This is a genomic window from uncultured Alistipes sp., assembly GCF_963931675.1.
Lineage (GTDB): Bacteria > Bacteroidota > Bacteroidia > Bacteroidales > Rikenellaceae > Alistipes.
Genome location: NZ_OZ007039.1, coordinates 739,138 through 758,650 on the forward strand (window position 1 = coordinate 739,138; position 19,513 = coordinate 758,650).

17 protein-coding genes are annotated in these 19,513 nt (G+C 61.7%); 3 read left to right on the forward strand and 14 right to left on the reverse strand.

Annotated elements, in window-relative coordinates; genetic code table 11:
• Positions 1 to 10: 10 nt before the first annotated feature.
• The 12 genes from nuoK to ABGT65_RS03315 form a co-directional block, all read right to left on the reverse strand.
• Complete coding sequence (gene nuoK / locus ABGT65_RS03260; protein WP_346699723.1) at positions 11 to 319, reverse strand: NADH-quinone oxidoreductase subunit NuoK; 309 nt, start codon at positions 317 to 319, stop codon at positions 11 to 13.
• A gap of 13 nt (positions 320 to 332) precedes the next feature.
• Complete coding sequence (locus tag ABGT65_RS03265; protein ID WP_346699724.1) at positions 333 to 842, reverse strand: NADH-quinone oxidoreductase subunit J; 510 nt, start codon at positions 840 to 842, stop codon at positions 333 to 335.
• A 3-nt stretch (positions 843 to 845) separates the two neighbouring features.
• Entirely contained in the window at positions 846 to 1,280 is a 435-nt protein-coding gene (locus tag ABGT65_RS03270; protein WP_346699725.1) for a 4Fe-4S binding protein, read from the reverse strand.
• 2 nt (positions 1,281 to 1,282) lie between these two features.
• Positions 1,283 to 2,359, reverse strand: coding sequence for an NADH-quinone oxidoreductase subunit NuoH (nuoH, locus tag ABGT65_RS03275; protein ID WP_346699726.1), 1,077 nt, complete (start codon positions 2,357 to 2,359; stop codon positions 1,283 to 1,285).
• Positions 2,360 to 2,376: 17 nt separating this feature from the next.
• Positions 2,377 to 3,996: an NADH-quinone oxidoreductase subunit C gene (locus ABGT65_RS03280; RefSeq protein ID WP_346699727.1), complete on the reverse strand. Its 1,620-nt coding sequence runs from the start codon at positions 3,994 to 3,996 to the stop codon at positions 2,377 to 2,379.
• Complete coding sequence (locus tag ABGT65_RS03285) at positions 3,986 to 4,645, reverse strand: NADH-quinone oxidoreductase subunit B (protein ID WP_346699728.1); 660 nt, start codon at positions 4,643 to 4,645, stop codon at positions 3,986 to 3,988. Before ABGT65_RS03285 ends, ABGT65_RS03280 begins: the two co-directional genes overlap by 11 nt.
• On the reverse strand, positions 4,636 to 4,986 hold the full coding sequence (locus ABGT65_RS03290) for an NADH-quinone oxidoreductase subunit A (RefSeq protein ID WP_346699729.1): 351 nt from the start codon (positions 4,984 to 4,986) through the stop codon (positions 4,636 to 4,638). The genes ABGT65_RS03285 and ABGT65_RS03290 overlap by 10 nt, the downstream gene beginning before the upstream one ends.
• 124 nt (positions 4,987 to 5,110) lie before the next feature.
• Positions 5,111 to 5,473 (reverse strand): hypothetical protein, encoded by a 363-nt coding sequence (locus ABGT65_RS03295; protein ID WP_346699730.1) that lies wholly within the window; start codon positions 5,471 to 5,473, stop codon positions 5,111 to 5,113.
• Between the two features lie 427 nt (positions 5,474 to 5,900).
• On the reverse strand, positions 5,901 to 6,893 hold the full coding sequence (locus tag ABGT65_RS03300) for an aspartate-semialdehyde dehydrogenase (protein WP_346699731.1): 993 nt from the start codon (positions 6,891 to 6,893) through the stop codon (positions 5,901 to 5,903).
• A gap of 126 nt (positions 6,894 to 7,019) precedes the next feature.
• Positions 7,020 to 9,422: a transglycosylase domain-containing protein gene (locus ABGT65_RS03305; RefSeq protein ID WP_346699732.1), complete on the reverse strand. Its 2,403-nt coding sequence runs from the start codon at positions 9,420 to 9,422 to the stop codon at positions 7,020 to 7,022.
• 35 nt (positions 9,423 to 9,457) lie between these two features.
• Complete coding sequence (locus ABGT65_RS03310) at positions 9,458 to 12,397, reverse strand: hypothetical protein (RefSeq protein ID WP_346699733.1); 2,940 nt, start codon at positions 12,395 to 12,397, stop codon at positions 9,458 to 9,460.
• A 1-nt stretch (position 12,398) separates the two neighbouring features.
• A complete protein-coding gene (locus ABGT65_RS03315) occupies positions 12,399 to 12,746 on the reverse strand; it encodes a translation initiation factor (RefSeq protein ID WP_346699734.1) in 348 nt (115 codons plus the stop codon).
• Between the two features lie 88 nt (positions 12,747 to 12,834).
• Between ABGT65_RS03315 and ABGT65_RS03320 the strand changes: the two genes are divergently transcribed.
• On the forward strand, positions 12,835 to 13,935 hold the full coding sequence (locus ABGT65_RS03320; protein ID WP_346699735.1) for a DUF4435 domain-containing protein: 1,101 nt from the start codon (positions 12,835 to 12,837) through the stop codon (positions 13,933 to 13,935).
• Positions 13,936 to 14,118: 183 nt separating this feature from the next.
• Here the strand turns inward: ABGT65_RS03320 and ABGT65_RS03325 are convergent, their stop codons facing one another.
• Positions 14,119 to 15,384, reverse strand: a complete 1,266-nt coding sequence (locus ABGT65_RS03325; protein ID WP_346699736.1) for an aspartate kinase — start codon at positions 15,382 to 15,384, stop codon at positions 14,119 to 14,121.
• Positions 15,385 to 15,589: 205 nt separating this feature from the next.
• Complete coding sequence (locus tag ABGT65_RS03330) at positions 15,590 to 17,728, reverse strand: prolyl oligopeptidase family serine peptidase (protein WP_346699737.1); 2,139 nt, start codon at positions 17,726 to 17,728, stop codon at positions 15,590 to 15,592.
• Between the two features lie 88 nt (positions 17,729 to 17,816).
• Between ABGT65_RS03330 and ABGT65_RS03335 the strand changes: the two genes are divergently transcribed.
• Together ABGT65_RS03335 and ABGT65_RS03340 are read left to right on the forward strand one after the other, a co-directional pair.
• On the forward strand, positions 17,817 to 18,653 hold the full coding sequence (locus ABGT65_RS03335; RefSeq protein ID WP_346699738.1) for a 2,3,4,5-tetrahydropyridine-2,6-dicarboxylate N-succinyltransferase: 837 nt from the start codon (positions 17,817 to 17,819) through the stop codon (positions 18,651 to 18,653).
• A gap of 115 nt (positions 18,654 to 18,768) precedes the next feature.
• Positions 18,769 to 19,500 (forward strand): biotin--[acetyl-CoA-carboxylase] ligase, encoded by a 732-nt coding sequence (locus tag ABGT65_RS03340; protein ID WP_346699739.1) that lies wholly within the window; start codon positions 18,769 to 18,771, stop codon positions 19,498 to 19,500.
• Positions 19,501 to 19,513: the final 13 nt, after the last annotated feature.

Sequence of the window (19,513 nt, forward strand, 5' to 3'; positions counted from 1 at the left end):
GCGTACACGGTTACCACTTCATCTCCCGCAGGTTCTTGACCTCGATGTTGCGGATGTTGCGGTAGATGTTGATGATGATGGCGATGGCCACGGCGGTCTCCGCGGCGCTCACGCCGATGGCAAAGAGCGTAAAGAAGAATCCTTCGAGCTGCCCCGGAAAGAGAAAGCGATTGAAGACCACGAAGTTGATATCCACCGAATTAAGGATCAACTCTACGGAGATCAGCATCGCCAGCAGGTTGCGGCGCGTGACGAATCCGTAGATGCCTACGAACATCAGGATCGTGGAGACGACGAGGTAATATTCCATTTTTATCATAGCCGTACATTTTTTAGCGTTTGCGAGCGATCAGGATGCCGCCGACGATGCAGGCCAGCAGCAGTATGCTGATGACCTCGAAGGGCAGCACGTAACCGTACTTGTCGGCACTCATCAACGCATGCCCGATCTCCTGGACATTGAGTTCGCCGTGTTCGAAGTGCTGGGGCAGGAAGTCGTGGCGGAGCATCACCCAGAGGCAGATGCCCAGACTCACGACCGTGGCGATCAGTCCCGCCACGAGTTTGTAGCCCTTCAGGTCGGAGGCCTTGTCGCCTTCGCTCGACGTCAGCAGAATCGAAAAGACGTAGAGCACCGTGATACCGCCGGCATAGATCAGCAGCTGCACGGCCCCGAGGAACGAATAGTTGAGCTGGAAATAGATACCGGCCGTGCCGAACAACACAAACAGCAGATAGGTCGCGGCACGCAAAATACGTTTGGTTGTCACGGCCAGCACGGCATTCACGCTGATAAAAAGCGCAAGAATGATGAAAACGATCAGTTCGAGTGTGATCTCCATGGCTTAGCGGTTGAGTTGTTTGACGAGTTTTTCGCGGGTGAAGACCGCGTGTTCGAACTTCTGGGAGAAGCGGATGGCGCCCGTTGGGCAACTGTTCACGCACAGGTGGCAGAACATGCACGAACCCAGATCGTACTCATAGCGTACGAGACGTTTTCGGGTTTTTCCCGTTTCGGGATCGGTGACCATCTCGGTCGTAAGGCGGATCGTGCCGTTCGGGCAGTTCGTCTGGCACAGCCCGCAGGCGATGCACTTGTTGTGTCCCTCGGCATCGTGCGGCATGGTCAGTTCGCCGCAGAAGCGGTCGTACATCCGCAGCGTCGCCCGGTTCTCGGGATACTGTTCCGTGACCTTCGGCGTGAAGAACTCCCTGAAAGTAACTTTCAGGCCCGTAGCCAGGCTGCCGATCCCCTGGAAGAGTCCTTTGATATAGCTCATAATCAGAAATGCAGTTTGAATACGACGACAATGACCATCAGCAGCAGGTTCACCAGCCCGATCGGCACGAGGTATTTCCATTCGAGGGTCAGGATCTGGTCGACGCGCAGCCGCGGGAAGGTCCACTTGATCCACATCAGCAGCCACACCACGAAGAAGGCCTTGGCAAAGAACCATACGAAGCCCGGGATGTAGTCCATGACGGTGTTGAAACCCTCCCAGCCGGGGATGTGCAGCGGCATCCAGCCCCCGAGGAAGATCGTGGCCGCCACGCCCGAGATGATGAACAGGTTGACGAACTCCGCGACGTAGAACAGCCCGAAGTGCATTCCCGAATACTCGGTGTGGTAACCGGCCGTCAGTTCCGATTCGGCCTCCGGGAGGTCGAACGGCCCGCGGTTGACCTCGGCGTTGCCCGCGATGAGGTAGATCACGAAGGCGATCAGCGCCGGGATGTGACCCTTGAAGAGGAACCAGCCGTCGGCCTGCCGCAGGACGATCTCCGAGAACTGCATCGTGTCGGTCAGCACGACGATCGTGAGGATCGACAGGCCGATCGACAGCTCGTAGGAGATCATCTGGGCGCCGCTGCGCATGGCACCGATGAGCGAATACTTGTTGTTCGAGCCCCAGCCGGCCAGCAGGATGCCCACCACGCCGATCGACGAGGCGGCCATCAGGAAGAAGACGCCGACGTTGAAGTCGAGGATCTCCAGCCCGCGCGACATGGGCAGGCAGGCGAAGGCCAGCACCGAGGCCAGGATGACGATGTAGGGGGCCAGGTTGTAGAGGAAGCGGTCCGAATGGCGGACGGTGATGATCTCCTTGGTCAACATCTTGATAACGTCGCAGAAGACCTGCACCGTGCCCCACGGGCCCACGCGCATCGGGCCCAGACGGCACTGGAACGCCGCACAGACCTTGCGTTCCATGAAGATCATCACGATGGCGATCACGGCGTACAACAGCAGCAGGCAGACGCCCACGATCACGCATTCGAGGAAGACAGCCAGACCCAGGGGCATCCACGAGGTCAGCCAGCCGTGGATCCAACTCGTAATTATGCTGAAATCAAACATAGCTTCGGGTTTTGCGTTTAACGGTCAATATCGGGCACCACATAGTCGAGCGTGCCGCCGATGGCGATCAGGTCGGCAATCTTCGTTCCCCGGGCGATGGTCTCCAGGCAGGCGACCAGCGGAAGGCCCGTCGAGCGGAACTTCATGCGGTAGGGGTACTTGTCGCCGCGGCTCTCGATGAAGACCCCGAATTCGCCGCGGCTCCCCTCGACGGCGGCGTAGTAGCTGCCCTCGGGAATGCGGATCACGGGTTTCATCTTCAGTTGGTATTCCCCCTCGGGGATGTTGTCGATCAACTGCTCGATGATGTTCAGGCTCTGCTCGATCTCCCGCATCCGGACCATATAGCGGGCGAAACAGTCGCCCTCCGAGAAGAGTACCTCCTCGAAATCGACCTTGCCGTAGGCGGCATAGGGATGGCGCTTGCGCACGTCGCAGGCCCACCCCGAAGCACGTCCCGTACCGCCCGTGGCGCCGAACGAAATGGCATCTTCGCGCGTCAGCACGCCGGTACCCTTCAGACGCTCCTGTGCGATGACGTTGCCGGTGAAGACCTCGTGGTACTCGCGCAGCGTCGGACGCATGTAGGCGATAAACTCCTTGGTCTTGCGCACGAAATCGGGATGGATGTCGGCCTGCACGCCGCCGATCGTGTTGTAGGTCTGTATCAGACGGCCTCCGGTGGTCTGCTCCAGGATGTCGAGCACCTTCTCGCGGTCGCGGAAACCGTAAAAGAAGGCCGTCAGGGCCCCCATGTCCATGCAGAGGCACGAGAAGAAGAGCAGGTGCGAATCGATGCGCTGCAGCTCGTCCATGATCGTGCGGATGTACTGCACGCGCTCCGGCACCTCCACGCCCAGACCCTTCTCGATGCACATGCAGAGCGCGTGGCGGTTCTGCGCCGCCCCGAGGTAGTCCAGACGGTCCGTCAGGGCCAACGTCTGGGGGTAGGTCAGCTCCTCGCACATCTTCTCGATGCCGCGGTGGATGTAGCCGCAGTGGGCGTCGAGTTTGCGGATGATCTCGCCTTCGAGCGAGACGCGGAAGCGCAGCACACCGTGCGTCGCCGGGTGCTGGGGGCCGATGTTGATGACGTACTCCTCTTCGTCGAAGAGGACGTTGCGCTGGCGGATGATGCTGCCGTCGGGCATCAGCTCGAACGACGCCGTGCTGTCCCGGGCCACCTCGTTGCTCATGCGCAGGGGGTTCTGCGACGGATCATAGTCCTTGCGCAGGGGGTAACCCACCCAGTCGTCGCGCAGGAACAGACGCCGCATGTCGGGGTGGTTCAGGAAGCGGATCCCGAAATAGTCGAACGCCTCGCGTTCGTTCAGTTCGGCGGTCTTCCAGAGGTCGCAGACCGACGCCAGCACCGGATTCTCCCGGTCCGGGGTCACGGTCCGCAGGACGACGTTCTCGCCCGTGGCGGTCGATTCGAGGTGGTAGACCACGCCGAAGCCCTCCTCGCCCCAGTCCATGCCGGTGAGGCTGCGCAGGAAGTCGAAACCCTCGGCACGGAGCCGCACGGCCAGATCGCGGAACCGATCCGCCGGAACGGTGAACCATCCGTCGCCGCTCTCCGACCACACGGCCGCGGGTTCCCACGCCGTGATCTTCTCTTTCAGATTATTGTTCATGGTTCGCATCTTTTTCCACATTCAGTTCATTCTTTTCGGCCATCAGGTCACGGCGCATCAGCTCCTCATACTCCTTGCGGTCGATCTGGCGGTTCACGTCGCCGAAGAAGCGCTGCACCTTGACCTTGCGCTGCAGCTGCATCAGGCCGTAGAGCATCGCCTCGGGGCGCGGCGGGCAACCCGGGATATAAACGTCGACGGGCAGGATCTTGTCCACGCCGTTGACCACATGGTACGACTTCTTGAACGGGCCGCCGCTGATGGCGCAGCCGCCCGTGGCGATGACGTACTTCGGATCGGCCATCTGGTCGTAGAGGCGTTTCAGCACCGGGGCCATCTTGTGCGTGATGGTCCCGGCCACCATGATGAAGTCGGCCTGACGCGGGGAGGCCCGGGCCACTTCAAACCCAAACCGGGCAAAATCGTAGCGCGCGGCGCCCACAGCCATGAACTCGATGCCGCAGCAGCTCGTCGCAAAGGTCAGCGGCCAGAGGCTGTTGCTGCGGCCCCACTCGACCACCTCGTCGAGGCACCCCATGACGACGTTCGTGCCGTTCTCGCGCAACTCGCGGACCATCGACTCGATGTACTCGTTGTCGTTGAAGTCCTCGAACTTCATCGACTTGATGCGGGGATTCCTTACTTCCATTCCAAAGCTCCTTTCCGCCAGGCATAAGCCAGGCCCAAAACCAAAACGATCAGAAAAAACAGGATGCTCACCAGTCCATAGACCCCGAGATCCTGCACGACGACGGCCCACGAGAAGAGGAACACCGTCTCGACGTCGAACATCAGGAAGAGGATGGCGAAAAGGTAGTACCCCACCTTGAACTGCATCCACGAGCGTCCGCGCGTCGGGATTCCGCACTCGTAGGCTTCACCCTTCTGGGGGTTGTACGAACGCGGCGAGATCGCGCGGGCGATACCCAGCGCAACAGCAACCAGCGCAATGGCCGTAAGGATGACGACCACCAATAACGTGAAATACATATATGTCCTTGAATTTAGGGATTCGACAACGCTCCGGCCGGGCCTGCAAAGCCCCATGGCCGCAAAAAAACGGACCCGCGACACACGCTGCTCCCGACAGCACGGGCCCTTGGTCCGCCGCAGGCTAAATCAGGATGTGCTCCAGGGAGAAGACGTAGTAATCCACCGCTCCGGGGTGCAATGCGTCGAAAGGCGTCCGGGCTGCAATCCGGACTTCGAAGACGGCATCCACGGCGGCGCGCACGGCAGCACGCCGACGGACTACGGCCCTCTGGTCGAACGAGATGACCGGGGTTTCGGCCGTGGTATCGCAGGAGTGCGTCCACGCAGAGAAGTAGTTGTGAACTGCGGTCAGGTAGTCGGAGTCCGTCGACCGGGTCAGCACGGTCTGTGCGCCGCAGGCATCATCCCCGAAGGAGGCCCTGTCGAGGCCTCCCAACAGCACGAAGAGCACCAGAATCAACAAGTATTGAATTCTCTCCACCATCGGATCAGCGGTTTCGTGCTGCGAAGATACGCTCTTTCGCGCAGAAAAAAGAAACTGCAGACCAAAAAATTTAAAAAAAAGACAAAATCCCCGACAAAACGGCGAAAGGTACGACGAGGAATCGCAAAAAAGCCGTCTTCTCGAAAAGACGGCCCGGGTCCGGATCCCGAACGCTGCGGAGTGCGCGCCATAGGCATACGATAACTCCCGGACGACAAAACGGAATGCCGAAGCTTTGCTCTTCAACACCTTCGGGATCCCCGCCTCGTCGTTCCGAACCGACGACCGGGAGCTGCCGGTCAAATAGGTCCGCAACGACCGCGGGTCCGGCATCCGCACCCAACGAAACAGCCCCGGGAATCCCGGGGCTGTTTCGTCATGGGGTTGCAGGCGGCCGAATCGATCGCCGCAATGCATTCGGCCCAGATCAAATGAGCGTTTCGAGGATCTGCACGGCGTTGAGTGCCGCGCCCTTCTTGATCTGGTCGCTCACGCACCAGAATGCCAGTCCGTTGTCGCAGGTCAGGTCCTTGCGGATGCGGCCCACGTAGACGGGATCCTTCCCGGCGATGAACAGCGGCATCGGGTAGACCTTGTTCGCCGGGTCGTCCATCAGCACCACCCCTTCGGCCTTCGAGAAGGCCGCGCGCGCCTCCTCCACCGAGACCGGGCGTTCGGTTTCGAGCCAGATGCTCTCCGAGTGGGCCCGCATCACCGGCACGCGCACGCACGTCGCCGAAACCCGGATATCCGAGTGCATGATCTTGCGTGTCTCGTTGAACATCTTCATCTCCTCCTTCGTGTAATCGTTCTCCGTGAAGACGTCGATATGCGGGATGACGTTATAGGCCAGCTGGAAGGCGAATTTCTCCACCGTAGGCTCCTTCCCGGCACCCAGCTCGGCATACTGGTTCACCAGCTCGGTCATGGCCGAAGCCCCGGCCCCGCTGGCCGACTGGTAGGTCGACACGTGCACGCGGCGGATATGCGACACATCCTCGATGGCCTTCAACGCCACGACCATCTGGATCGTCGTGCAGTTCGGGTTGGCGATGATCCGCCGCGGGGCGTTCTTCGCATCTTCGGGATTGACCTCCGGGACCACCAGGGGTACATCGGCATCCATGCGGAAGGCACTCGAATTGTCGATCATCACGGCACCGTGTTTGGTGATCGTCTCCGCGAATTCGCGCGACGTCCCGGCCCCGGCCGACGTCAGGGCGAAATCCACCCCCTTGAAATCGTCGTTATGCTGCAGGAGTTTGACCGTCAGGTCTTTCCCGCGGAAGCGGTACGTCCGTCCGGCACTCCGCCGGGAACCGAACAGCAACAGTTCGTCGATCGGCAGATCGCGTTCTTCGAGAATTTGCAGGAACTCCTGACCCACGGCGCCGCTGGCGCCCACGATGGCTATTTTCATGGTTCGTTTCGTTTTATCGGTTTGGGGGCCAAACTTTTCGGGCAAAGATAGTAAAAATTTTTAAGAAACAAACCCGGCGACCCAATTCCCCCCCCCTCAGCACAAAGGGATTCTTCCGCCGAGGCGTCAATCGAAGAAGGCGTCATCGTCGCTCTCCTCCGGACCGACGGCATCCATTTCGTCCTCACAGTCGTAGCGGGGCATCATCGCCGGGCGCACGAACTGGTCCTCGCGAGTGACGCCGAGGCGTCCGTCGTCGTAGACGCGCTTCATGAACTCGCCGATGATCGGCAGGGCCGCCACGCTGCCCTCTCCGCCCGAGATGAAGTGCACCGACTGATCCTCGCCGCCGACCCACGCCCCGGCCACCAGCTTCGGGGCCACGCACATGAACCAGGCGTCGCGGTTCTTGTTCGACGTACCGGTCTTACCGCCGATCTCCATGTCCGTCAGTCCGAACTGCCACTTCAGACGCCCGGCCGTTCCGGCATTGACCACCCCTTCGAGCATCGTCAGCATCGTATAGGCCGTGCGCTCGCTGATGGCATCCTGCGACTGCGGGATGAACGTCGCGATGAGGTTGCCCTGGCGGTCTTCGATACGCGTCACGAAGATCGGATCGGTATGCACGCCCTCGTTGGCGAAGGTCGAGAAGGCGCTCACCATCTCGTAGACGTTCGACTCCGAGGTCCCGAGGCACAACGCCGGGACCGGATCGATATAGCTGCGGATACCCATGTTGTGGATGAAGTCGGCCACGGCTTCGGGCTGCTTGGCCTGCTTCATGATCCACGCCGAGTAGTTGTTGCGACTGCGGGCCAGGCCCCAGCGCAGCGGGTGCAGCACACCGTCGTACTCGACCCGTCCGGCCTCCTTCGGCGACCAGGCCGTGCCGTTGGCCGTCTCGATCGTCGTCGGGAGGTTCGGAACCATTGTACAGGGCGTAAAGCCGAGGTGGTCGATGGCGAACGTATAGATGAAGGGCTTGATCGTCGAACCGATCTGCCGCTTGCCCTGCTTGGCCATGTCGTACTTGAAATAGCGGAAGTTCGGACCGCCGACATACGCCTTGACCGCTCCCGTGCGGGGGTCCATCGCCACCATCGCGGCCCGCATGATGCGCTTGTGGTGGAGGATCGAGTCGCGCGGCGTCATCAGCGTGTCGCGCTCGCCCTTGTAGGTGAAGACCTTCATCGCACAGGGTTTGTCGAACGACGCCGCGATCTCCTTCTCGCTGCATCCGGCATTCTTCATCTCCCGGTAACGGTCCGAATAGCGGATCGCCTGGCGCATGATCCGCTCGCGCTCCGCACGGTCCGTATCGAGGAACAGCACCTTCGTATTGCGGTACTGCGCATCCATCTTGGGCTGGATGACCGTCTCCATCTGCTTCTGGACCGCCTGTTCGGCATAGGCCTGCATCCGCGAGTTGATCGTCGTATAGATCTTCAGGCCGTCGCGGTAGATGTTGTAGGGCGTACCGTCGGCCTTGGTGTTCTTGTGGCACCAGCCGTAGAGCGGATTCTCCTCGTACTCCTTCACCGCCTGGTCGTAGTCCCATTCGTTGTAGAACTGGTTGCGTTTCGGGCGCTCGGCATTCATCACCAGACGCAGCATCTCCCGGAAATAGGTCGCCGAGCCCTCGTTGTGCGAAACCGGCTTGTAGTTCAGCACGATGGGCAGCGCCGAGATCGAATCGCACTGTCCGCGGGTCAGCGCCCCGGACTCCCTCATGCGCGCAAGCACCAGATTGCGGCGGGCCAGCGCATTGTCCGGGTTCCGCACCGGCGAGTAGCGCGTCGGGGCGTTCACCACCCCCACGAGCACCGCCGCCTCCTGGACGTTGAGCTCGTGCGGCTCCTTGTTGAAGAACGTATGGGCCGCCGACTTGATGCCGTAGGCGTTCGAACCGTACTCCACCGTATTGAGGTACATCGCGGCGATCTCCTCCTTGGTGTAGTTGTATTCGAGTTTGAGGGCCGTGATCCACTCCTTGAGTTTCGCCGTCACGAGCTTCGCCGTGCGCGCGATCCGCCCGCGGTTGCGGGCCGTATCGCGCGGGAAGAGGTTCTTGGCCAACTGCTGCGTGATGGTCGAACCGCCGCCCTGGGAGGTGTTCTGCAGCAGCACGGTCTTCACGGCCACACGCGCCAGCGAGGGGATGTCGATACCCGAATGGCTGCGGAAGCGCACGTCCTCCGTGGAGATGAGCGCCGCGACGATCGGCGGCACCTCGTGTCCGTCGAGGCGGATATGGAGCGTCGAATCCGCCGGGAAAAGGTCGGCATACTGCACGTAGGAGCGGTTCTGCACGAAGAACGTGCCGATGACCTTGCCGTCCTCGGAGTAGATCTCCGTGGCGAGGTTGCTCCGGGGGTTCTCCAGCTCCTCGAACGAGGGCAGCCGCCCGAACGTCCCGAGGGCCGAGAGCAGCAGCAGGATTCCCAACAGGGCAAAGGGCGCGAAGGCCACACCCCAGATCCACTTGATCGCTTTCGGGCTGATTCCCGACGTCTTGCGTTGTGCCATAAAGCCGAATTTTGCAGCAAAGATACAAAATATTCCTAAAACGGCAGTCCGAGCGACGCCCCGATCCACACCCCGCCGCTCGACGGTCGGTAGCACGAGAGTTTGAGCGTCGAGGTCGCCGAAGCCGGTTGCCGGAAGAGGTTGAAGTCGAAGATCAGGTCGCCGCCCGCGGACCAGATGTCATACCACATCATGCCCGTCGTCCCGGGGATCCGGAAACAGGCGTAGTCGCCCCCGATATTGAGCCGGATCCGCTTGAAGTAGAGCACCGAGCCGATGCCGCCCTCGGGATACCACACCGGCAGCTGGTAGTTGGCCTCCAGGGCCGTGTAGTTGTTCGAGGCGATGTCCGCCGAGGAGAACCCCCGCGGGATCAGCCGCGTGGACTTGTAACTCAGCGGCGCATAGCCGGTCGGGAACTTGTACCCGCCGACCGACGTCTGATAGGTCGCCGCCACCGACAGCGAGTTGTGGGGTGCCACACCCGGCAGGTAGGCCTGCCCGTAGAACGAAATCAGGTCGCTGAAGTTGCTGTTCACCGGATTGAACGTGTAGTTCGTCGAGAGGGTGTAACCCCAGCGGGGTGCAATGTCGCGGTGGGCCATCCGCACCTGGTCGGAGAATCCGACGCCGAATGCCACCTGATGCAGCCCCTTGCGGAAACCGATGTGCTGGATGTTGGTGATCCCGCCGTTGACACCCCACTCGATCTTGCCCAGATCGGCCACCATGCCGTTCGAATAGTTCCAGCCAGCCGAGACCGAGAACTGCCGCGTATGGTACCCGCGCTGGAAATAGAGCGGGAGGGTGGCCGTCAGCCCCACGGAGTAGTATTTGTCGGGGGCCGGGCGCGACTGATATTCGTACTTCCCGGTCTGGGCGTTGTACTGCCCGAGCGAGTAGAAGAGCTGGTTGCCGCCGTAGGAGGCGTCGAGCTCGAAGCGCACGCCCAGCCCGAAGTAGCGAACACCGAGGTTCACGAGCGAACCTTCGTGGCGGTTCCAGCCGTAAGAGGCGTAAGCCTCGGTATTCGAGAGCAGGTTCTGCGAGATGACCGTCACGCCGGCATTCAGGTCGATCGTCTGTTCATCGACCAGCGCAAAAGGATTGAACGCCACGGGCATCCAACTGTGGACATTCACCAGATTGGGGAGCTTGCGGTAGCGTTTCGACCGGAAATCCGCACTTTGGGCCAGCGAGTCCGCCCGCGTGAAGCGCACCGTGTCGAGGTTCACCACCTCCCAGCGCCGACGCGGCGGATTGACCCGGTTCTCCGGCAGCCGCGACGCAGCCACGGGAATCAGCGCACTGTCGGACGGCTGCTCCGCCACGCGGTAACCCAGCCGGTCGTAGGTCGTCACGAGCACGTCGCCGCCGGCCGGGGCCGGATCGAACGAGCCGTAGGCGGAGGTCGTGATGCGGTATTCTCGGCGCCCGGTCAGATCGTAGCAGTGGGCCTCGTCCTTGCCCGAAGCGATCGAGCCGTAGTAGAGCCGCCCGCCCCCGGCCCGCAGGTCCGAAAGCGTGATATAAGCCCCTTCGGTCACGGCGTGCAGCCCCTCGGCGTCGATGCGGCCGATCCACATGCCGCTGTCGTCGGTCACCAGCACGTACCAGGCGCGCGTCAGGTCGTCCCACGCCAGGCCGTGCAGCTCCTTGCCGTCGGGCGCTGCGAAGCGCTGCTCCCCGGCACCGTCGCGCCGCACAACCACCGCATAGCGGCCGTCGGGGTTGTATTCGACCCAACCCAGTTCGTCGGGTGTCGAGGTCGGATAGAGCACCCGCCGCTCCCCGCCCGCGGTCCGGGGACGGCCGTCCGCCAGGTCCATGTAACAGAGCTGCGAATTGACCCGCTGTTCGAAGAGCGTCGAACGCCGGTATTCGGTCCACCAGAGACGGCCGTCGCACAGCGTCGGACGGGTCGAAACCAGTCCCGTCGGAGCGATCGTCCGCTCTTCGCCCGTGCGGCGGTCGATGCGCACGAAACGAGATACGCGGTCGAGGTCGGTTTTCAGCGCCACGACCGCCGTATCGCCCAGCGCCAGCGGCCACTGATAGGTGGTATAGTTCCGTTCGGGAAGCCCGACCAGCGGCCGGGCGCTGTCGTCCTCCTTCGGCAGGGAGTCCCAGAAGCGCCCCAGTTCATCGAACGTCTCGCGGAAAAGCCGCGAAACATTCGTCCCGTAGAATTTCCGCAGCGAGACGCTCGTCGTAAAGAGCACGTAGGGGTTGCGCGAACCGTACCAGGCGACCTTGTCCCAGATATTCTCGCCGTAGCGCTCCCAGGCATACGAACAGATCTGGTAGCCCAGTTCGTAATGGTCGGGGATGTGGTCACGGTAGGAACCGCAGAACCACCGGTCGATATTCCTCCGGTCGCGCCCCACGCTCCCCATCGCGCGATAGGCCATCGAGAAGGAGGGCTGCAGGCCGCGGCCGAACGACGACATCATCGTTTCGGACATCACCGCATCGCCCTCCATGGCCCAGATCGGCATACACAACAGGCCGATGGTCGAGCCCTGCTGCCCGAGCAGGTAGCTCAGCACACGGATCAGGCCCCGGTCGAGGTTGTTGTACTGCACGGCATGGCGGTATTCGTGTGCCACCAGCTGCTTGTACCACGGCATCGAATAGCTGTCGATGGCCGGCGAGGTGAGGAACTCCACCCGCTTCGGGAGGTACATCACCAGGCCGTTCGACTGGAAATTCTCGGGGTGCATGACGAACGGAATGCGCATCGGGCCGTGGCGGAAGCCGTAGCCGATGTCGGGCTGCACCGTACGGATGTAGCAGAGCGTCCGCCGCGCCAGGGCCGAGACCGTATCGGGATAGATCATCCGCACGTCGGGCGTGCGGATCGTCGACCACTTCTGCGGAGGGTCCGAGCCCCACGTGTAATACTGCGCCGCGGCACGCCGCACGCTGCAGAGCGCGACGGTCACCAACAGCAGGAACAACCACCCCCGACGCACCTCAGGAACCGGCTTTTTTGCAGCGGTAACCGCTGCGGGTGAGTATTTCGACGACCCGGTCGCGGTGGTCGCCCTGGATGAGGATCTCGCCATCCTTCGCGGCACCGCCCACGCCGCACTTCGTCTTGAGCAGCCGCGCCAGCGTCTGCAGGTCCTCGTCGCGCCCCACGAACCCCTTCACGAGCGTTACGACCTTCCCGGCCCGCTGCTTGCGGTCGAGCCACACGCGCAGATCCTGCTGCTGAGCCGGCAGGGTCTCCGCCTCGGGCTCTCCGGCCGTTTCGTATTTGAAATCGGGATTCGTCGAGTAGACCATCCCGAGTCTCGATTTCCAATCGTTGTCTGCCATAAAAATGTGTTCAGATGGTAGGAATTAAACGTCGTTTCGAGGGCTTTATTTTGCGCAAAAATACGAAAATATTTATCTTTGTAGAAGTATGGCCAAGAAGTTCCGCGAAAAACTGCGCAGAATGAGTCCCTTCTCGCATCAGGCATCGCCCGCCGACCTGCCGCAGCCGCTGCCCGCCGACCCCGACCAGCGGTTGGTGAAGGTCTATGTCGAAGGGTATGAGGATGTGGCCTTCTGGCGCGGAATCTTCGACCATTTCCACAACCCCTACCTGCGTTTCGAGATCTCGGTCCCCGACCGCGGCGACCTCCCGAAAGGCAAGAAGGTCCTCATGGGCATGATCCCGCAATCCTCCGAGGAGATGATCCTCTGCGTCGATTCCGACTTCGACTACCTCTTCGCCGGGCAGACGGAGCAGTCCCGGCAGGTGGCCGATGCGCGGTTCATGTTCCACACCTACGCCTACGCCACCGAGAACTACCTCTGTTACGCCCCCTCGCTGCACAACGTCTGCGTCAAGGCCACGAAGAACGACACGCGGATCTTCGACTTCGTGAAGTTCATGGACGAATATTCGCGCATCATCTACCCGCTCTTCCTCTGGTACGCCTTCTCGGCACGCCTCTCGACGGAGCATGTCTTTCCGCTGGTCGATTTCAAGGCCTCGGTGCGCCTGGGCTACCTCGAAATCGGAAACAACGGCGAACGGACCCTGGAGTGGCTCCGCCGCAACGTTGCGAAACGCGAGGATCTGCTCCGGCGCCGCAATCCGCGGATGATCGAGCCGATGAAGGAGTTCGAGGAGCAGTTGAAGCAGCGCGGCGTAAGGCCCGAAAACACGTACCTCTTCATGCACGGGCACACGCTGATGGACAACGTGGTGATGGTGCTGCTGAACACTGTCTGCGAAAAACTCCGCGACATGTCCATCGCCAGGATCACGGCTTCGCAGAAGCAGGGTGTGGCGCTCAAGAACGAGATGTCGAACTATACGAACTCCCTGCGGTCGATCCGCGACGTGCTGCTCGACAACGAGAACTACACGAAATGCCCGCTCTACCGGAGCCTCCAGCGTGACATCGAGCGCTACATCGCCCGCACGATCCTCAACATGAAGCGCCGGGGGCAGATCAAGGAGAATTCGGTCATCGGCATTCTCCACCGGCTCCGCCAGGAGGCCTTTTCGTGAGTGAGGGGGGGGGCAGAGACCCCCAGACAAGAAAAGGCCACGGATAAGGAAAAGGCCGCAGACAAGGAGAAGGGCCCAAACGGTCCGCAGGCAAGGGGAGGGTCGCAGAAAAAAAGGAGAGCCACGTTATCGGCTCTCCTTTCGGTTTTATAGACCTCCTTTCGGTTTCCGGATCGGCAGGGATCAATACGGCCCCTCTTTCTTGCGGACGACGCGCACCGTGGCCTGCGTGGCCTGCCGGATGAAGACCTGCGGCCCGCGGGCGTAGCGCCGCCACAGCTCCTCGGTATAGCCGCGCACGGTCAGCAGCTCCATGTTCTCGGACTTCATCACGTCGAAACCCGCCTCGCGCAGTGCCTCGACCACCTCGTCGATATGCCACGAATTGTCCACACAGAGGCTCAGGTTCACGGCCGAGTTGTGGATCAGGTTCGTCTTGATGCGGAAGCGCTCCAGCAGTGAGAAGATCGTCGCGAACTTCTCCTCCAGCACGAACGAGAAGTCCCGCGAACGGATCGTCAGCAACACCTGGTCCTTCTTGAGGATCAGGATCGGCACGTCGACCGGAGCCGACAGCCCGCGGATCACCGTGCCGGGCTTGCGCTTGTCGCCGAACGGCCGCACGTAGAGCGGGATGTTCTTGTTCTGGAGCGGCTTGATCGTCTTCGGGTGGATGATCTGCGCCCCGCTGTAGGCCAGTTCGATGGTATCGAGGTAGTTCAGTTCGGCAATCTGCACGGCGTCGGGGAAGATCTTCGGGTCGGCGTTCAGCACGCCGTCGACATCCTTCCACACCGACATCGACTCCGCGTCGAGGATGTTCGCCGCCACGGCCGCCGAATAGTCCGAACCTTCACGCCCGAGCGTCGTGGTCGTCCCGTCGGGTGCCCCGCCGATGAAGCCCTGGCCGATGAATACCGTCTCGGGACCGTTCGCCACGGCCACCCGCAGGCGCGGGGCCGAAGCCTCGATGTCCACCCCGGCATCCTTGTGGCGCTGCTCCGTCACGAAGCAGCGGCGCATGTCGATCCAGCGGTTCGGAACCCCGGCGTAGTTCAGGTATTCGGAGATGATCGTCGTCGAGACCAGCTCGCCGTAGGCCACGATCGTGTCGTACCACAATTCGGCATCTTCGGCCCGGTAAACCGTCTGCGTGGCGACCTGCTCCAGTTCGTCGAACAGCGCATCGACCTTCTCCAGCCGTTTGGGTTCGTGCCACAGGTCGTCGATGATCTCCGCGTGGTAGTCGCGCAGTTTGGCAATGTGCTCCAGCGACTGCTGCTTATCGCCCTTCTGAAGCCCTTCGAACACCCTCTCCAGGGCATTCGTCGTCTTGCCCATCGCCGAAACGATGATGAAGAGATGCTGTTCCTCGTCGATGATCTGGCGCAGGTTTCTCACCCCGTCGGCATTCCGGACCGACGCGCCTCCGAATTTGTAGACCTTCATATCTGTTCTGTTAATAAAGCCTAATAAAGCCGTTGAACAAAGCCGATGAAACAAAAGTCCTTCCATCGCCATCATGCTCCCGAATCCCGTGCCCGGCCTCCCCGACCGCGTATTTCAAATCTGACCCGCCTCCCTCCCCGCCTCAGGCGGGGGGGGGTACTGGGAGCGTCTCCGCAATATCGGGATGCCGGATTCCCCGGATCGGTTACTCTTTCACCGCCCTGTACGGCACCCCGATGTTCTGGAAGAGGAATGCGTACATGTCGGCCGCCTCATCGATGCGTTTCGAGGTGGGTTTCCCGGCCCCGTGCCCGGCCTTCGACTCAATGCGGATCAGCACCGGAGCATCCCCGGCCTGGCAGTGCTGCATCTGGGCGGCAAACTTGAACGAGTGGGCCGGGACGACGCGGTCGTCGTGGTCAGCCGTCATCACCAGCGTCGCGGGATACTTCACGCCCTCCCTGATATTGTGCAGCGGCGAATACTTGTAGATGTAGGGGAACTGTTCGGCATTGTCCGACGAACCGTACTCCACGGCCCAGCCCCAGCCGATCGTGAACTTGTGGTAGCGCAGCATGTCCATCACGCCGACCTGCGGCAGACACACCGCATAGAGATCCGGACGCTGCACCTCGCAGGCGCCGACCAGCAGTCCGCCGTTCGAGCCGCCGTTAATGGCGAGCCGCTCCGACGAGGTGTATTTCTGTGCAATGAGGTACTCGGCCGCCGCGATGAAGTCGTCGAAGACGTTCTGCTTGTTTTCGAGCATACCGGCCTTGTGCCACGCCTCGCCGTACTCCGAACCGCCGCGCAGGTTGGCCACGCAGTAGACACCGCCCTGCTCGACGAACATCAGCGCCGAGGGGTTGAAGCCCGGGGTCATGTTGATCTGGAAGCCGCCGTACCCGTAGAGCAGACAGGGATTCTTGCCGTTGAGCTTCATGTCCTTGCGGTGGGTGATGAACATCGGCACCTGTGTTCCGTCCTTCGAAGCATAGAAGACCTGCTCCGTCACGAAGAGCGAGGGGTCGAAGGCCACCTCGGGAGCCTTGTAGAGGGTCGATTCGCCCGAGGCGATGTCGTAGCGGTAGATCGTCGCCGGAGCCGTGTAGTTCGACAGCGAGTAGTAGAGTTCGGTATCCTCCTTCTCGCCGCTGAAGCCCCCGACCGTCCCGATGGCGGGCAGCGTGATCTCGCGCACAAGCTTGCCGTCGTAATCGTACTGGACCACCTTGTTCTGGGCATCCTGCAGGTAGGAGGCAAAGAGGTAGCCGCCGGCCGTCCCGACCCCTTCGAGCAGGTTCCTGTCATGCTCGGGGATCACCGTCTCGACCTGCGCGGGGTTGTTCAGCGCCATGCGCTTGAGGGCGTAGTTCGAGGCCCCCTCGTTGGTCATGAAGTAGAACCGGTCCTCCCGGCAGTCGACCGGTGCGTAATCGTGGGCAAAGCCGACGAGCAGCGTGCGGAACTTCTTCTCGGAGGTTTTCCGATAGAGGATCTCCGTTCCGGAAGTACCCTCCGACGCGATGATGAAGAGCCACTTGCCGTCGTCCGAAGGCCAGGCCGAGAAGTAGCGCAGCGGATGGGCCTTGTCCTCATAAATGAGGCGGTCGGCCGTCTGCGGGGTCCCCAGCTTGTGGTAGTAGACCTTCTGGAACTGGTTCTGCGACGAGTAGACACCCTCTTTGGGGGCGTCATAGGCGCTGTAATAGAAACCCTTCGAATCGGGGGCCCATACGGCGCCGGAGAATTTCACCCATTCGATGCGGTCTTCGGTCAGGGCCCTGGTTTCGGTATCCATGACGCGGATCTCGACCCAGTCCGAACCCGACGCCGCGGCGGCATAGGCGAAATAACGCCCGTCCTTCGAGAAGGAGACCGCCGAAAGGGCTACCGTGCCGTCCTCCGACAGGGTGTTGGGATCGAGGAACACCTCGCCAGCCCGGCCGGGCTCCGCCGTGCGGCAGAGCACCGACTGGTTCTGCAGCCCGTCGTTATAATAATAGTAGTACCAGTCGCCGTGCTTCGACGGGGCGCCCTCCTTGGGGTAGTTCCACAGTTGGGTCAGCCGCTCGCGGATCGCCTCGCGGAAGGGAATCTGCGAGAGGTAGTCCTCGGTCACGGCATTCTCGGCAGCAACCCACGCCGCCGTCGCCTCCGAATTGTCGTCTTCGAGCCAGCGGTAGGGATCCGGAACCTCGGTCCCGAAATAGTTGTCCACCACCTCGCCGCGGGCCGTTTCGGGGTAGGGATTGTGCTTTATCTGCTTCATGTTGCCGCAACCTGCCGTTGCCAAAGCCGCTGTGCCTGCCAGCACGGCGGTGATCCAGGAATAACGTTTCATAAATGCAACCGTTTGGGTGATATTTCGGCAAAGTTAGGAAAAATTCGATATTTTCCATACATTTGTCTGCCAGAAAACAACGCAGAACATGAACAGCAACCATAACGAACTCCGAGCGATCGTCGAGCAGGCATGGGAGAATCGCGAACTGCTGCACGACAACGCCGTACAGCAGGCCGTACGCCAAGTTATCGAATACGTGGACAAGGGCGAACTCCGCACGGCGGAGCCCGTCGATCCGGAGAACAGCCGGTGGCAGGTCAACGAATGGGTCAAGAAGGCCGTGATCCTCTACTTCCCGATCCAGCCCATGCGCAAGATGGAGGCCGGGGAGATGGAGTGGTTCGACAAGATGGAACTCAAACACGGCTACGAGGAGCTGGGCGTACGCGTCGTACCCCACGCCGTGGCCCGCTACGGCGCCTATATCGCCCCGGGGGCCATCCTCATGCCCTCCTATGTCAACATCGGCGCCTATGTCGATACGGGCACGATGGTCGACACATGGGCTACGGTCGGCTCCTGCGCCCAGATCGGACGGCACGTCCACCTCTCGGGCGGCGTCGGAATCGGCGGCGTCCTCGAACCCGTACAGGCCGCCCCGGTCATCGTCGAGGACAACTGCTTTCTCGGTTCGCGCTCGATCGTCGTCGAGGGCGCCCACATCTGCCGCGAGGCCGTGCTCGGCTCGAACACCGTCATCACCGGCTCGACCCACATCATCGACGTCACAGGCCCGGACCCCGTCACCTACAAGGGTTACGTCCCGCCCCGCTCGGTGGTCGTCCCGGGGAGCTACCGCAAGCGGTTCCCGGCCGGCGAATACAGTGTCACCTGCGCCCTGATCATCGGACAGCGCAAGGAGTCCACCGACAAGAAAACCTCGCTGAACGACGCCCTGCGCGACTTCGGCGTCTCGGTATAACCCCGGGGCAAGGGCCTTCACACAACAGCGGGAGGGGGCTGACGGCAACGATCTCCCCTCTCCTGCCTTGTTTTCCCTTTCCCCCGCCCTGCCTCCTCCGAAAACTCCCCGAAAAATGATCCACCACCTCGATACCACCACCTCGACGAACGACGACGCCCGCGATGCGAAGTACCGCCACGGCGATATTGTCTGGGCCGAGCACCAGACCGCCGGACGCGGACAGCGCGGGCACAAATGGCTCAGCCCCGAAGGCGAGAACCTCACCTTCACGATGGTCGTCGAACCGCGGTTCCTGCCCGTCGGGGAGCAGTTCCTGCTCTGCGAGGCCCTGTCGCTGGCGCTGACCGACACCTTCGCCCATTACGGCATCGACACCCGCATCAAGTGGACCAACGACATCTACGCCGGGGACCGCAAACTCGAAGGCGTGCTGATCGAACACAACTGTTCGGGACAGATGTTGTCGCGCTCGCTGCTCGGAATCGGCATCAATGTCAACCAGACGGAGTTCGACCCCACGCTGCCGAACCCCGTCTCGATGGCGCAGCTCACCGGACGCCGCTACGACCGCCGCGAGGTGCTCGAAACCTTCGAGCGGTGTATGCTCGCACGTTACGACCAGCTCGAACACGGAGACCGCAAAGCCTTGCAGCACGACTACCGCAACCGGATGTACGCCCTCGGGGAGATGCGCCCGTTCCGCTACCCCGACGGGTCGCTCACCCGCGGAGCTATTCAGGGAGTTCGCCCTTCGGGCGAGCTGATCCTCCGCCACGAGGACGGAAGCATCCGCGCATATCTCTTCAAGGAGATCGAATTCGTCCTCCCGGCACGGATCGGATAGCCTCCCCCCGCAG

Excerpts from the sequence above, each read along its gene's own strand:
- nuoK (WP_346699723.1), bottom strand. The coding sequence starts at position 319 with ATGATAAAAATGGAATATTACCTCGTCGTCTCCACGATCCTGATGTTC.
- ABGT65_RS03265 (WP_346699724.1), bottom strand. The coding sequence starts at position 842 with ATGGAGATCACACTCGAACTGATCGTTTTCATCATTCTTGCGCTTTTT.
- ABGT65_RS03270 (WP_346699725.1), bottom strand. The coding sequence starts at position 1,280 with ATGAGCTATATCAAAGGACTCTTCCAGGGGATCGGCAGCCTGGCTACG.
- nuoH (WP_346699726.1), bottom strand. The coding sequence starts at position 2,359 with ATGTTTGATTTCAGCATAATTACGAGTTGGATCCACGGCTGGCTGACC.
- ABGT65_RS03280 (WP_346699727.1), bottom strand. The coding sequence starts at position 3,996 with ATGAACAATAATCTGAAAGAGAAGATCACGGCGTGGGAACCCGCGGCC.
- ABGT65_RS03285 (WP_346699728.1), bottom strand. The coding sequence starts at position 4,645 with ATGGAAGTAAGGAATCCCCGCATCAAGTCGATGAAGTTCGAGGACTTC.
- ABGT65_RS03290 (WP_346699729.1), bottom strand. The coding sequence starts at position 4,986 with ATGTATTTCACGTTATTGGTGGTCGTCATCCTTACGGCCATTGCGCTG.
- ABGT65_RS03295 (WP_346699730.1), bottom strand. The coding sequence starts at position 5,473 with ATGGTGGAGAGAATTCAATACTTGTTGATTCTGGTGCTCTTCGTGCTG.
- ABGT65_RS03300 (WP_346699731.1), bottom strand. The coding sequence starts at position 6,893 with ATGAAAATAGCCATCGTGGGCGCCAGCGGCGCCGTGGGTCAGGAGTTC.
- ABGT65_RS03305 (WP_346699732.1), bottom strand. The coding sequence starts at position 9,422 with ATGGCACAACGCAAGACGTCGGGAATCAGCCCGAAAGCGATCAAGTGG.
- ABGT65_RS03315 (WP_346699734.1), bottom strand. The coding sequence starts at position 12,746 with ATGGCAGACAACGATTGGAAATCGAGACTCGGGATGGTCTACTCGACG.
- ABGT65_RS03320 (WP_346699735.1), top strand. The coding sequence starts at position 12,835 with ATGGCCAAGAAGTTCCGCGAAAAACTGCGCAGAATGAGTCCCTTCTCG.
- ABGT65_RS03325 (WP_346699736.1), bottom strand. The coding sequence starts at position 15,384 with ATGAAGGTCTACAAATTCGGAGGCGCGTCGGTCCGGAATGCCGACGGG.
- ABGT65_RS03330 (WP_346699737.1), bottom strand. The coding sequence starts at position 17,728 with ATGAAACGTTATTCCTGGATCACCGCCGTGCTGGCAGGCACAGCGGCT.
- ABGT65_RS03335 (WP_346699738.1), top strand. The coding sequence starts at position 17,817 with ATGAACAGCAACCATAACGAACTCCGAGCGATCGTCGAGCAGGCATGG.
- ABGT65_RS03340 (WP_346699739.1), top strand. The coding sequence starts at position 18,769 with ATGATCCACCACCTCGATACCACCACCTCGACGAACGACGACGCCCGC.